Annotated in this window: 18 protein-coding genes; 10 read left to right on the plus strand and 8 right to left on the minus strand. The window is 45.2% G+C overall.

Annotated elements, in window-relative coordinates; genetic code table 11:
- Position 1: 1 nt before the first annotated feature.
- Positions 2 to 1,528 (minus strand): 2,3-bisphosphoglycerate-independent phosphoglycerate mutase, encoded by a 1,527-nt coding sequence (gene gpmI, locus GWO68_RS03250; RefSeq protein WP_162344973.1) that lies wholly within the window; start codon positions 1,526 to 1,528, stop codon positions 2 to 4.
- A 222-nt stretch (positions 1,529 to 1,750) separates the two neighbouring features.
- Between gpmI and GWO68_RS03255 the strand changes: the two genes are divergently transcribed.
- The 7 genes from GWO68_RS03255 to GWO68_RS03285 all read left to right on the plus strand — a co-directional run bounded on the left by GWO68_RS03255 (position 1,751) and on the right by GWO68_RS03285 (position 6,250).
- Positions 1,751 to 2,152 carry a DUF4783 domain-containing protein gene (locus GWO68_RS03255; protein ID WP_162344974.1) on the plus strand — a complete coding sequence of 134 codons (402 nt, stop codon included), beginning with the start codon at positions 1,751 to 1,753 and terminating at the stop codon, positions 2,150 to 2,152.
- 64 nt (positions 2,153 to 2,216) lie between these two features.
- Positions 2,217 to 3,080: a carboxylating nicotinate-nucleotide diphosphorylase gene (gene nadC, locus GWO68_RS03260; RefSeq protein ID WP_162344975.1), complete on the plus strand. Its 864-nt coding sequence runs from the start codon at positions 2,217 to 2,219 to the stop codon at positions 3,078 to 3,080.
- A 73-nt stretch (positions 3,081 to 3,153) separates the two neighbouring features.
- A complete protein-coding gene (locus GWO68_RS03265; RefSeq protein ID WP_162344976.1) occupies positions 3,154 to 3,741 on the plus strand; it encodes a hypothetical protein in 588 nt (195 codons plus the stop codon).
- A gap of 102 nt (positions 3,742 to 3,843) precedes the next feature.
- Complete coding sequence (locus GWO68_RS03270; protein WP_162344977.1) at positions 3,844 to 4,167, plus strand: hypothetical protein; 324 nt, start codon at positions 3,844 to 3,846, stop codon at positions 4,165 to 4,167.
- 176 nt (positions 4,168 to 4,343) lie between these two features.
- The gene (locus GWO68_RS03275) at positions 4,344 to 5,081 is read left to right on the plus strand and encodes an SAM-dependent methyltransferase (protein ID WP_162344978.1); all 738 of its coding nucleotides are present in this window, start codon (positions 4,344 to 4,346) and stop codon (positions 5,079 to 5,081) included.
- A 9-nt stretch (positions 5,082 to 5,090) separates the two neighbouring features.
- The gene (locus GWO68_RS03280) at positions 5,091 to 5,843 is read left to right on the plus strand and encodes a ZIP family metal transporter (protein WP_162344979.1); all 753 of its coding nucleotides are present in this window, start codon (positions 5,091 to 5,093) and stop codon (positions 5,841 to 5,843) included.
- Between the two features lie 74 nt (positions 5,844 to 5,917).
- The gene (locus tag GWO68_RS03285) at positions 5,918 to 6,250 is read left to right on the plus strand and encodes a DUF962 domain-containing protein (protein WP_162344980.1); all 333 of its coding nucleotides are present in this window, start codon (positions 5,918 to 5,920) and stop codon (positions 6,248 to 6,250) included.
- Positions 6,251 to 6,252: 2 nt separating this feature from the next.
- On the opposite strand, the gene GWO68_RS03290 is transcribed toward GWO68_RS03285, so the two are convergent.
- From GWO68_RS03290 to GWO68_RS03315, 6 genes are all read right to left on the minus strand, one after another.
- Entirely contained in the window at positions 6,253 to 6,612 is a 360-nt protein-coding gene (locus GWO68_RS03290; protein WP_162344981.1) for a hypothetical protein, read from the minus strand.
- Positions 6,613 to 6,724: 112 nt separating this feature from the next.
- Positions 6,725 to 7,144, minus strand: a complete 420-nt coding sequence (locus GWO68_RS03295) for a septal ring lytic transglycosylase RlpA family protein (protein WP_162344982.1) — start codon at positions 7,142 to 7,144, stop codon at positions 6,725 to 6,727.
- Positions 7,145 to 7,150: 6 nt separating this feature from the next.
- A complete protein-coding gene (locus GWO68_RS03300) occupies positions 7,151 to 7,861 on the minus strand; it encodes an alpha/beta fold hydrolase (protein ID WP_162344983.1) in 711 nt (236 codons plus the stop codon).
- A gap of 48 nt (positions 7,862 to 7,909) precedes the next feature.
- Positions 7,910 to 8,629 carry a hypothetical protein gene (locus GWO68_RS03305; RefSeq protein ID WP_162344984.1) on the minus strand — a complete coding sequence of 240 codons (720 nt, stop codon included), beginning with the start codon at positions 8,627 to 8,629 and terminating at the stop codon, positions 7,910 to 7,912.
- A 55-nt stretch (positions 8,630 to 8,684) separates the two neighbouring features.
- Positions 8,685 to 8,993, minus strand: coding sequence for a hypothetical protein (locus GWO68_RS03310; RefSeq protein ID WP_162344985.1), 309 nt, complete (start codon positions 8,991 to 8,993; stop codon positions 8,685 to 8,687).
- On the minus strand, positions 8,993 to 9,421 hold the full coding sequence (locus tag GWO68_RS03315) for a GNAT family N-acetyltransferase (protein ID WP_162344986.1): 429 nt from the start codon (positions 9,419 to 9,421) through the stop codon (positions 8,993 to 8,995). Before GWO68_RS03315 ends, GWO68_RS03310 begins: the two co-directional genes overlap by 1 nt.
- Before the next feature lie 194 nt (positions 9,422 to 9,615).
- Here GWO68_RS03315 and GWO68_RS03320 point away from each other — a divergent pair, with 194 nt between their 5' ends.
- The gene (locus GWO68_RS03320; RefSeq protein ID WP_162344987.1) at positions 9,616 to 9,843 is read left to right on the plus strand and encodes a hypothetical protein; all 228 of its coding nucleotides are present in this window, start codon (positions 9,616 to 9,618) and stop codon (positions 9,841 to 9,843) included.
- Between the two features lie 260 nt (positions 9,844 to 10,103).
- A complete protein-coding gene (locus tag GWO68_RS03325; RefSeq protein WP_162344988.1) occupies positions 10,104 to 10,373 on the plus strand; it encodes a hypothetical protein in 270 nt (89 codons plus the stop codon).
- A 55-nt stretch (positions 10,374 to 10,428) separates the two neighbouring features.
- On the opposite strand, the gene GWO68_RS03330 is transcribed toward GWO68_RS03325, so the two are convergent.
- Complete coding sequence (locus tag GWO68_RS03330; protein WP_162344989.1) at positions 10,429 to 10,815, minus strand: Hsp20/alpha crystallin family protein; 387 nt, start codon at positions 10,813 to 10,815, stop codon at positions 10,429 to 10,431.
- A 525-nt stretch (positions 10,816 to 11,340) separates the two neighbouring features.
- Here GWO68_RS03330 and GWO68_RS03335 point away from each other — a divergent pair.
- On the plus strand, positions 11,341 to 13,059 hold the full coding sequence (locus tag GWO68_RS03335) for a T9SS type A sorting domain-containing protein (protein ID WP_162344990.1): 1,719 nt from the start codon (positions 11,341 to 11,343) through the stop codon (positions 13,057 to 13,059).
- Positions 13,060 to 13,157: the final 98 nt, after the last annotated feature.

A 13,157-nucleotide genomic window follows, 5' to 3' on the forward strand; every position in this document is an offset into this window, starting at 1 on the left:
TTTAGTGTTTTATGAGTGATACACCGGTCATTTCGGCTGGCTGCGCAATCCCCATCAGCTCCAGTATAGTTGGGGCAATGTCGCCTAATTTGCCATTGTTCAGCTCACCTTTAAACGTATCACTTACCAGTATAAATGGTACCAGGTTAGTGGTGTGCGCTGTGTTTGGTGTACCGTCTTCGTTTATCATGCAGTCGGCGTTGCCATGGTCCGCTATAACTATAGTATCATACCCATTTTCGAGGGCGGTGGTTATAACGGCAGCGGCACAGGCATCTACCACTTCGCAGGCTTTTACGGCTGCTTCAAACACGCCGGTGTGGCCCACCATATCCGGGTTTGCAAAGTTAAGGCAAATAAAGTCGGCACTTTTCTGTTGTAGTTCCGGTACCAGTACATCGCGCAGGTCATAAGCACTCATTTCCGGTTTCAGGTCGTAGGTAGCTACTTTGGGCGATGGGCACAGCAAACGGCGCTCACCTTTAAACTCGGTTTCGCGGCCCCCTGAAAAGAAGAAGGTAACGTGCGGGTATTTTTCGGTCTCTGCAATACGGATCTGCGTTTTACCGGCTTTCTCCAGCACTTCGCCCAGCGTGTTGTTCAGATTATCCTTATCGAAAATCGGCGTTACATTCTCAAACGTGTCATCATAGTTGGTCATGGTAACGTAGTGCAGGTTTAGTTTGTGCATGTCCTGCTCCGGGAAGTCGCGCTGCGTTAATGCCTGCGTAATTTCGCGGCCACGGTCTGTCCTGAAGTTAAAACAGATCACCACATCGCCATCGTTTATAGTTGCTACCGGCTCCCCGTTATTATCTACGCGAACTATAGGTTTGATGAACTCATCGGTTACGCCATTGTTGTAAGACTCCAGTATAGAGCCAATTATGTTCTGAGAAGGAGTGCCCTCGCCTTTTACCATCAGGTCGTAAGCTAGTTTTACACGCTCCCAGCGGTTGTCGCGGTCCATGGCATAATAGCGGCCGATTACCGATGCTACTGTGCCGGTGGTGCGCTCCAGGTGTTCGCTCAGGTCGTTCATGTACTTTACGCCTCCTTTTGGGTCGGTGTCGCGGCCATCGGTAAAAGCATGGATGTATACATTCTGCAAACCAGCATCAAAAGCAGCAGTGCAAAGTGCTTTCAGGTGCTCGATATGTGAGTGTACCCCACCATCCGAAACTAAACCTATCAGGTGAGCAGGCTTCTTGTTTTCTTTGGCATATTGGTAAGCGCTTGCCAACGCAGGCATACTGCTTAGTTTGTGCTCGGCAATCGTTTTGTTTATCAGCACCAGGTCCTGGTACACAACACGGCCGGCGCCCAGGTTCATGTGGCCTACTTCCGAGTTGCCCATCTGCCCTTCCGGCAAACCAACTGCCTCGCCCGATGCCTGCAAGTGGGCGTGCGGGTATTTTGATAGGATAGAGTCGTAGAAAGGAGTATTGGCTTTATGGATAGCCGAAACTGCTGGGTTGGTGGCAATTCCCCACCCGTCCAGGATCACTAAAAGTACCTGCTTGTTCATGGTGCAAATATAAGTATAATATGGCAATGGCAGCTTAATTTAGGTATACCTCATAACTATAGCTTGTCGTATCTCAGGTATCAGGGCCAGCGAAATGTGGCGGATTGGCAAACGCGGTAATTTTATATATCTCTTAAAACATGCTAACTTTAACACCCTAAACTATTGTGCATTAGTTGGCATAGTTTTAGCTTTAGGTGTGCAAGGTTACAAACAACATTTATGAAAAATCTAAAACAGTTTGCTGTAGTATTCTTTTTGCTTGTAGGGGTTGTGTTTATGTCTGCTGGTCAGGCGGTAGCACAAGGTGGCGTAATGGATGGCGTAAAGTCTGCAATGAAGGCCGGCTCCTCTAAAGACCTGTCGCGCAACTTTAGTAGTGTGGTAGAACTAACCTTAAGCGGTAAGGATGCTACCAGTTACAGTAACACGCAGGCTGAGTTTGTGATGAAGAACTTTTTCAGCAAAAATGCGCCTGTCGACTTCACCTATAGCCATCAGGGGTCATCAGATAAAGGCCAGCAATACGCCATTGGTACCTATACTTCCAAGGCCGGAAGCTATACCGTGCTGGTGCGTATGAAGGATTCGAAGATACAATCGATGAATTTTATAAAAGATTAACTATAAAGTGGATATTTTTACAAAGGCTCGGGGTTTATCCCGAGCCTTTTTTTATTTTTGCACTGTGAGACTTACCTACCTGACCGAAAAAAGTATAAGCGATTTTATCGCGATGGCACTTGCCGAAGATATCGGCGATGGCGACCATTCGTCGCTGGCTTCTATTCCGGCCGATGCGCAGAACCAGGCGCGCCTGCTTGTAAAAGGAGACGGCATACTGGCGGGCGTAGAGCTGGCCGGTTATATTTTTAACGCCGTAGACCCTACCCTGCAGGTAGAAGTGCTGATGCAGGATGGCGCAACTATAAAACATGGCGATGTAGCCCTGACCGTTAAAGGCAAAGCGCAAAGCATACTTACCGCCGAGCGACTGGTGCTTAACTGCATGCAGCGCATGAGCGGCATTTCCACCTACACACATCATCTTACAGACCTTATTAAAGGCACCAACGCCAAATTGCTGGATACCCGCAAAACAACCCCTAACTTCCGGATCATGGAAAAATGGGCAGTTGTGATTGGAGGAGGCCATAACCACCGATTTGGTCTGTTTGATATGATCATCCTGAAAGATAACCACGTGGACTATGCCGGCGGCATTAAAGAAGCTATAGTTGCAACACAGCGTTACCTGCAGCAAAAAGGTAAAGACCTGCGCATAGAAGTAGAGACCCGCAACCTGGACGAAGTAAAACAAGCGATAGAAACAGGCGGCATTCACAGAATTATGCTCGATAACATGACCCCTGAAATGATGCGCGAAGCCGTAGCCATGATCGGTGGAAAGTTTGAAACAGAAGCATCGGGTGGCATAACTGAAACAACTATAAGATCTGTGGCCGAATGTGGTGTAGATTATATTTCGGTGGGGGCGTTAACACACTCTATTAAAAGTATTGACCTGAGCCTGAAGGCTTATAAACTATAATTTTGGCATCGCCCTGCAGCCAGAGAAAAGAAGCAGAAGAAACAGCAGGGCAACAAAATCTGATTTTACAAGAATGCAACAACCAAACAGAGGTGGCTTTCGGGCACAACAGGGACCTACCCCAGGCACGATCCGCACTAAAAAGTACCAGTTAGATAAAGACATGTTTACCAAGGTAGCCCTTGGCAAAGTATGGCGCCGCGAGTGGTGGTATGCCATGATCCCGTTTGTGCTATTAATGTTACCCGCGGTGTTCAGCTTTTCGTGGTGGTGGGTAGCAGCAGCAGTTATAGTTACTATTTTATTTGTTGCGCTTCGTTCGGCCCAGATAGTTGGGGTAACGCGTGTTGAGCAGGGTAACGTGTTGTTCGAGAAACTGACGTATGATATTGACTCGCGCCAGATAATTATGAAACGCAACGAGCGCGAAGGCATGACCATGACCTGGGACATGATAGAAAAAGCGGAACGTAATGGTGATGCATTTTTACTTTGGCTACAACCGCCAACAGCAGCACAGTTACCAGGTGGCTGGAAAGGCTGGGTAGCCCGCACGTTCCAGGCGCCGGTGTTCATACATTTGCCTTACCGTATATTTGTAGGTGCAAACGATGTAAAACTGATGGAAAGCCTGCTGCGCCGTAAAAACCTGCTGGCTTAACAAGTATAAAAACCTAAGCAGGTTAAAGAAGTTAAAGTATAAGATGTTGCTTGTTTTAATGCAGGCTCCATATCTATAGATGAAGTATAAAAACGTACAAAAATGAATAAGAACGTAATAGCAGTATTTGCCGCAGCGTGCGGTTTGTTTATGGCTTCGTGCGACACACCAAAGGACCAGAGACCAGGTGAAAAAGTATCTACAGACTATGTAGAGCCAGGTACCCGCAAAACTTTTAACGTATCGGATGCAGGTACTGCAGAAGTTGCTGAAGGTGGCGCTGTGCAAGGCGAAACTACCCACCAGGAAGTAATGCCAAACCATGATGCAGGTGCAAATACCATCCAGCCAGGCGACAGCGTAAGCGAAGCAGCTGAAACAAACACTGCTGCTGGTGCCATTAAGCCAGGAACTACAAAACCATAAGGTTACCCAACCTTCTAAAAGCAAAGTCTGCCGTTGCTGTATAATCAGTAACGGCAGACTTTTTTATATTATGGCCTGCGTATAGTTGGTCTACCTACGGGCAAATTCTGCGTAGTACCCACCATCAGATAATTTAGCCTATATTTGCAACTCATTTGCCTTTAGAACAAACTGCGATGGCCCAACCGGAACAAGAGTGGTTCAGTACCTGGTTCGACTCTCCTTATTACCATATACTATATAATAACCGCGACGAGCAGGAAGCAGAGCTGTTTATGGATAAGCTGTTAGCCTACCTGCACCCCAAACCGCACGAAAAGGTATTAGACCTGGCCTGCGGTAAAGGCCGCCACTCCGTTTACCTGAACCAAAAAGGATTTGATGTAACTGGTATTGACCTTTCGGAGCAAAGTATAGCCTATGCCAAGCAGTTCGAGAATGAACGCCTGCACTTTGCCGTGCACGACATGCGTGAAGTATACCAGCCCGAAACCTTCGATTTTATATTGAATATGTTTACCAGTTTCGGGTATTTCGAGAACGAAACGGAGAACGTAGTGGCATTGTGCGCGGTAGCCAAATCGCTGAAGTATGGCGGCAAGCTGGTGATTGACTTTATGAATACCGACCTGACCATCGCCAACCTGGTAGCTGAAGAAACGAAAGAAGTGCAGGGCATCACGTTTAACATACACCGTGGCGTAGAGAATGACTTTATAGTTAAAACGATCCGGTTTTCAGATAAAGGCAAGGATTATTGTTTTGAAGAAAGAGTGCGTGCCTTGCGCCAGGAAGATTTTATGGAATACTTCGGGATGGCACAGTTGCGCCTGGCCGAGGTATTCGGCGATTACGACCTGCAGCCTTTTAACCCGGCAAGCAGCGAACGTATGATATTTGTTTTAAAGAAATAAGCGCTCGGCATGTTTATAGCCATACTGGTTTTGTTTTTTACCGTGCTGCTATCGGGCTTCCTGGTTAAGCTTTTTCCGCCGGATAATGTGCGGTGGCTTAAAATGGCGCTGGCTTTTAGTGGGGCCTACCTGTTTACCATAACTATAACCCATTTGCTGCCTGATGTGCTGCTCAGTAACAAAGAGCCGCATGTGGTAGGTTACTGGGTACTGGCCGGATTTTTTCTGCAGCTTATTTTAGAGCTTTTCTCGCATGGGGTAGAGCACGGCCACATGCACACACACGCCCACGATCATCACACCGATACCATTCCGTTTCTATTGCTTGGCTCCTTGTTTGTGCATTCTTTTCTGGAGGGGAGTATACTGGTAGACCGCGATTACAGGGATGTTGGCCATATGCACCACCAGGGTAGTTTTTATTCTGTTTTACTGGGCGTAGCATTGCACCACGTTCCGGCAGCTTTTGCGCTTATGTCGGTGCTGTTGTCGCGGGTAAAGAACTTCAGAAAAGCGTTGAGTTGGCTGCTTATTTTTGCGGTAGGTTCGCCGTTAGGTATTCTGGTTAGTAATTCGCTGCTCGCACACGAGGCGCCGGGCGGCATGGTATACACGGCACTTACGGGTTTGGTAGCCGGTAACTTCCTGCATATTTCCACCACCATCCTTTTCGAGACAAGCCCGGAGCACAGTTTTAACCGCAACAAACTTATTGCTACGTTGCTCGGCCTGGTGCTAGCCCTGCTCACTGATTTTATATAAACCCGCACTGGCTCAACTATAGTTGAAAGTATAGTCGTAATTGTGTAAGTTGATAGTAATATACCTGATCAACTATGGCAGATGCATCTAAACCTGAGCGCTATACTTCGTTTCGTGCGTTTTATCCTTATTATTTATCAGAGCACCAGCATACCACCTCGCGGGTGCTGCATTTTACAGGTACAGCCCTACTGATTTTAGTGGCTATAGTTGCGTTAAGTACGGGGAGGTATAACTTGCTGTGGGCTCTTCCGGTTATTGGCTATGGCTTTGCATGGGTAGGGCACTTCTTCTTTGAGCGTAACAAACCGGCTACATTCAAATACCCGTTCTATAGCCTGGCATCAGACTTCAAGCTGTTTTTTGATATACTGACCGGGAAGGAAGGCTTCAGAAGCCGGAAATGAAACTATAGTACAGTGGATAGCAGCGTAGCAACAAGCGCCTTTACTGTATTAACTACGGTTGGGGAATCGCTGCTGTTACTGTCTTCTTCTGATGTGAATGCCTCTTTAAAGTAAGATAACGGGCTGTCTAAAACATCGGCATCCAATACAGATTTGTCTCTTGCTTTAGCTATAACAGGCTTGGCTTTCGTCTTGGTAGCAGCTTTTGCAGATGTGGCGTTATCTTCAGAGGTTACTGTGGCTTGTGTAGTAGCAGTACCGTTATGGGCTTCAACGGCAGGGCATGGCATCGAGAGCAATAGTGCTATAATCGCTACAGGTACTATCATCCGGATATGTTGCCACATATTTTTCACGCTCAAATGTACATTTAAATTCTCTGTAATACAATTACTGGATTGTATATTTTAGAGAAAGATTGTTTTTTTAAGGTTAACGTATTGTTACGTCAGGTAAGTATAGCTAAATAACTATTTATTTTTTGGCTGCTGGTTTTATCACTTTCATTTTAACCGGCGCTACACCGTTATCAATATAGCCCAGCTTTTTGGCTGCTGCCTCCGAAAGATCAACTATGCGGCCGCGTACAAAAGGGCCCCGGTCCGTAATCTTCACTTTCACTGATCTGTTGTTAGCCAGGTTGGTCACTTTTACTTTGGTGCCCATGGGCAGTTTTTTGTGCGCTGCTGTAAGCTTATGCCTTTTATAGGGCTCGCCATTGGCCATTTTGCGGCCCTGCAACTTTCGGCTATAATAAGATGCTTTGCCTTCTTCAGTGTAGCCCTTTTGCCCGAAATTAGCTTTGCTGCCGGCACACGACACCAGGCTAAGGCTGATAGCAAGTACAAGTAAACAGGTAAAGAAAGATGGTAAACGTGTTATCCTTAAAATCATACGGAATTAAACTGGTAAAAGGGCCGATACACTGGCCATAAATATATCAATCTCGTGCTTTAACCGGGTAATAGCTATCGTTTCCAGGGGATGTTGTGTGGCTGGTAAAACGATAAGGCGGGCATTGGGCAGGTTGCGGTATGCCTGTATAGTCTCTTCTATTGCAACCATGTTGTCCTGGTCGCCGACGGCTACCTGAACGGGCTGCGGTATGTGCGCAAGTATAGCTGTAGTTAGTAAAGGCTGGCGGCCAAGCTGCTGCATCATATCTGCGGTTTTATGCATTACCTGTTCCCACAGTTGTGGCGTATGCCGGTCGGCAAGCATGGCTGCAAAACGGGGTACTTTCTCTTTTATCTTTTCAGGGTTCAGGAGCTTTACTTCTTTAACAGCAGCTTCTTCAGACCACGCAAATTTAGTGGCCAGCGTAAAAACGCTCTTAATACGTGTTGGGTGCTGCTGCGCCAGGTATAACCCCACATAACCACCCATACTATAACCAAAAATGTGAGCCTGCTGCAGCTGGTGCTGTTCCATAAAGCTGAGTACATTTTGGGCAAACAGTTCTATACTATAGCCCTGTTCCGGAATAGCCTGCCCGCCATGACCAGCAAAATCTAAGGTATACACATGGTACGTGCCTGCTAATGCCTGTTGCAGCGCACCAAGGGTAGCCGCTGCGCCCAGCGCCCCATGTAACAGTATTAGGTTCTCCAAGGTGTTTAAAGTATAGCCGTTAGTTTCTGTAATGCAAAAAAGCGCAGTTTATTGTTGCACCTGGTAATTATAAACCTGCACTGCCTGCGTAAGCTTATCTTTCTGGAACAGGTTAATCACGAAATGAGCCCCCACTACACCGGCACCCACATATAACAGCGGCGATAGCTTAACCGAGCCATTAGGCGATTGCTGCGAGTTGATAACGCCCAGTGCCATAAGCCCTGCACCAACTATAGTAACCCCCGTGCTGATGTATTTTTCGCGTTTGTAGCGTTGTAAAAGCGTTAAGCTGGCAGCATTATCGCCGAGCGCTTCCTGCAGGTTTTCGTGGGTAAACAAGTATAAAGGACCACCATCTTTAGAGAAGTAGTAAATGCGCCGGCGGCTGGTGCGCGGCATACCGTAACCATAGCCATACGGCGAGTAGCCATAGTTCTCATAGGTAGTGCGCGACGTATAGAATTTTTCGACCCGAGGGCCTTCCAGGATGCGCTTGGCAAATGCCTCAGAACTGCTGCCTGGCTCTACACGTGCATAGTAGCCGTCTTCGTTCTGGTACGTGCTTACCTGTGCCGGGCTATACTTCAGCGTGTCGTCTACTAAAAAGTAATTTGATTTAAACAGCGGCGACTTAAACTGTAGTTTGTTGGCTTCTATTACTTCTCCGTTCTGTAGCTTTAAAAAGTAGCGTTGTGTGCGTTGTGCCGCTGCCTCTGCGCTGGTAAGCAGGCAAAATACAAGCAGCAGGTAAAGTTGTTTTCTCATAACATTAAAGTATAAACTATAATCCTTAACGAATATACGCAGCTATAGTAATATGTTAATTAAAAAGCAGGAGAAGCATAACCGGCAAACCGAGCAAAGCCATGTACACCCACCGCATTAGCTGGCCTCTGTGCTTGTTGGGCACCATGTTGCTTACTACCATAATAGCTATGAGCAGGCTTAGCAGGTATAAAAGTATAAAAACCACAGCTTTAACCCAGTTAGGCACCACTGTGTTTTCGGCCTGTAGCTGGTTGCTCTCGCCAAGTCCCGACAGCAGGTAGCTCAGCCCCATGTAAACCACTACCTCAAACAGGATAAAGTAAAAAAGCCACACCCAGAAACTATACTTGCCTTGCTCCATTACAGTGTTTTGTAAAAATGATAGCCCTTTATATGAAATCCTTCCCTGAAATAAAATTTATGAGCCGCTGCATTGGTAGCATAGGCATCGAGCATAATGGTTTCGCAGCCTTCCTGTTCAGCTATAGTATGCAACCAATCCGATAGTTGTTTACCCAGCCGCTGCGACCGGTAATTTGAGTCCACCACAAAGTTATCTATCTCCAGGTATTTGCCACTGTACAACTTTGTACCTATCCAGAAACCCGATAAGCCAACACACGCATCACCTGTAAATACAGCAGCCATGCGGTAGCCGTTCGGCAGCATCTGAAGCAGAAGCTCTTCGTACCGGGCCAGACTCATGGTAGGGTTAAGCTGCTGTATAAGAGCGTGCTGTGCAAGCATTTCAGGTAGTGTAACAAGCTCTCTTATAGTTGTTTCTGACATATAAGTTGCAAACTGGTATAGTTTATGATTTGTATTAAAAGCAAGGCAATAGGGTTGCTAATATAACTATATTTAAACGCTAACTATATAGGATTCAGGAGTATAATTATTTTTAGGAATGCCTTGTATATGTATGATATTTGAAACAATCTACCCGGTTATACCCGTTTAAAATACCAGATGATAGTAGGGATATGAGATTATTGCGAAATATTGAATTAGATAAATATAATTTTCTTGGAAATACAAGTAAGCGGAAGATCTATAGTATCGGCTATGAAGATCTGACGACGCTTATTTATTACCAGGATGCGAAAAGCAAGTTTACCCTGGTAGTTGCTAAAAAAGACGACCCGCCCCTGATTCTTGAAAAAAAGATATCCAGAGCGGAAGCATTCAGATTAATGAATACCCGGCCTTAAGTGCCGGGTTTTTTTATGATAATTAAACCAACCTATAGTTCTGGAATTTTAAGCAGTAAAGCGCCCTAACTTATGTCGTTTTATAGTTGTGCCTTTTATAGCTATAGTTTGCCTTTCTAATCCCAAGCAGTAAGCCTGTTTGCTGATTTTAAAAGCTTGCCTGCTAACCATTTAAACGGAATATTAGGTCTGGATGGCACTATTTTGGCAATTATGGGTTTATAGTATAAAACTAAAGCCAAAGTAAAAAACAAGTGCCTATGTCTGATCAGGAAATAATGACGGATGTAAACCATGTGCAGCACATGTTCCTGCACGTAGAAACCAGCGACTCGATCTGCATCCTGAATGTTGCGGGCCACCCGTATCGCCTGCGCGAGCTGATTTATATGATGGTAAATAATGGTTGCAGGGTATCTCAGACTACAGCCGACCAGTACAATACCTTCCCTTACGACCAGGAAACTGTAGAGGTACACGACTACATGACCTCTATTATTAAAGCAAAGTTTATAAAAGAGCAGCAGTAACTAGAGCAGCACTAACTATAAAAAAGAAGGGCTACCAGTTAGGTAGCCCTCTTTTTTATAGTTGCTTAATTTCAATCTCTTTCGGCCTGATGGCTGCATTGTGGTAAGGTAACCTTACCTGTATCCGGCCATCCTGGTAAACAGCCTCAATATTGCTGATGTCTACTTGTGGCGGTATTACAAACACGCGGTTAAACATAGGCACTGTCAGCTCTTCGTTATCATGGCTATGTAGCAGCGAGTAAATAGTAAGCTGGTTTTTATGTACCATTACCTTAAAAGACTCCGGGCTTACGCTGGCAGCCCATACCTGAATTACCGCTCCTTTTCTGTATTTGTCTATAGTTACGTTTGTCTCGCTTATACCGCCTGCAATGGTGTTAAACAGGTTCAGGTGCTGCGCTACATTCTTCAGGAAATCATTATTATTAATCAGGTTCATATCCTTCCTCCTCAAATCTTAATCTTTTAATACTTATACAAACCACGTGCCATACCTTACAAAGCTAATGGTGCTGTAAAGCATTGTCATTATGGCTTGTTAGCGTACAATGTTATCATAATTAAGAGCCATATTGGCAGCATTGCGAAACAATATAGTTCAATTTTATTAGAAACTAAACTTGCACCTGATGTTACTTTTATAAATACAATAACAGCTGCATTTTATAGTAAGCTCAGGGATAAAATCTATAGTTATTCTGGGCAAATCAGTTTTCCCGATTCCCAATCCTATTTCCCAATAATGGAAAAAATGTTTGGTTAGGTTATAACAACTATAGTTGGTTAAAAAGTTTTAAGGGAATAGTTTATAGTTGATACTTGTAGTTAAGGTGTTGATAATCAATAAGTATAAATTAATATATAGAGAAAAATAGAATTTGAGGAGTTAGAGAATAGCGCAGCAGTAACTAAAACATGCTGTTGGCACAGTTATTTCATAGTGCGTGGCAGTTAGCAGGTATATATGAAACAACTTTACACTACCCTTCTTACATTACTGGTTTTTACTTTTACAGCATCAGCTCAGGTGTTGCTTTACCACGAGAATTTTGTTGAAACTAATGGTAGCATACCAGGCGTCTTTGTAGAGCCGGCTGGTGCATGGGTGTTTTCAAATGCTGCTCCAACCAGTACATTATCTCAGTCTTCAAAAGGTAATTATGCCAGAACCTCAAACGATGTAACAACCAATGAGCGAAGGCTATTTATTGACGTTTCGACGTTGGGCTATAGTGCTGCAACTATAACTTGGGAGCAATTCCGGAATCCATTTAAAACGTCAGGGGCGCTTACAGCAGCAGTAGAACTACAGTATAGTATAAACGGTGGTGCAACCCGCACAACTTTTTATACCACCACCAATAACACCAACAACACCTGGAACAAAGTAAACAATGGTGCACCAATTGCCTTGCCTGCTGCTATTATGGGCTTGCCAACTGTAAGGCTGTATTGGAGAATAACGTACGCGGCCCAAAATAAGAATGAGACGGCTTATTACGCTATAGATGACATAACTATAACAGGAACTCCCGAAACCGGCATCTCTACTTTTGACTGGGCCACCCGCCCGCTTGACGAGAACCCTTTTACAGTTTCTGGTATAAACGCTGCCACTCCGTACATGGTAGATGGTGTAACCATGCGCTGGTCTTCTTCCCAAAGCGCAGGTGTAGCTTACGAAACGTCTAAAGTAGACGACAAATCTTATAAAACGAACACCAAATCTTTTACCCTGATCCAGACTGGCGCCTCTTCTACTTCTACTTCAGTAATACAGCTTGACCTTAACAAACCGATAGAGGACCTGACCTTTACTATTTTTGATATTGATGTGGCCGCAAACCAGTTCTCCGACAAGTTGGTGATTACAGGATACAATAATGGTACAGCGGTGCCGCTTGTTAAGAATAAGGTTAAAACAACATCTTATAACCAGTTTGCTTCCTCAACGCTTTCAGGTATCATAGCAAGCGACAATGCATCTAGCGAAGGCGATGTGACCATAACGTTTTCAAAGGCTGTTACAAAAGTAATTATCCAGTATAGCAACACGGCAACTATTCGTAACGCCAGCGGCCGGCAGGGTATCGCCATCCATAACCTTACCTGGAGAAAAGAGCAGGTAATTGCGCCGCTTCCGGTTGAGCTGGTATCCTTTAAAGTAGCCAACACAAACGGTACATCGGTGCTTAGCTGGAGCACAGCTTCTGAAAAGGACAACGAAAAATTTGAGGTAGAACGTAGCGTAGACGGCAAGCATTTCAGTAAGCTGGGTGAGGTTGCTGGCAATGGTACAAGCAGCAGAAAGCTAACGTACACCTTTACCGATAAGCGCCCAGCCAGCGGCAAGAACTACTACCGCCTGCGCCAGGTTGACTTTGATGGTACATTTGCTTACTCTAAAACAGTTACTGTAAACTTTGCTGCACCTAAAACCGGCGAAGCCATTGCGCAGGTTTACCCAACTATGGCTACCACCCAGGTAACTATAGGTTTAACTATAGCAGCCGGCCCCTCAGACATAACCATACAGGATGCAGCCGGTCGAACTATAGCCCGTTATGCACAAGTAACAGAAAGGGAGCAGCTTGTACCGGTTCAGGGCTTACAGGCAGGTATTTACTTTGTTACCGTAACCAACGGCCAGGTGCGCGAAACATATCGTTTCCTTAAGAAATAAGAAATCATCCAGAAACTAATCTATTCTATATATGGAAAGCCCAGGTTATTTTAGCCTGGGTTTTTTGTTCCGGTTAGTTTGTGTGTTGTGGTTGTCGG

This window comes from Pontibacter fetidus (genome assembly GCF_010119545.1).
Lineage (GTDB): Bacteria > Bacteroidota > Bacteroidia > Cytophagales > Hymenobacteraceae > Pontibacter > Pontibacter fetidus.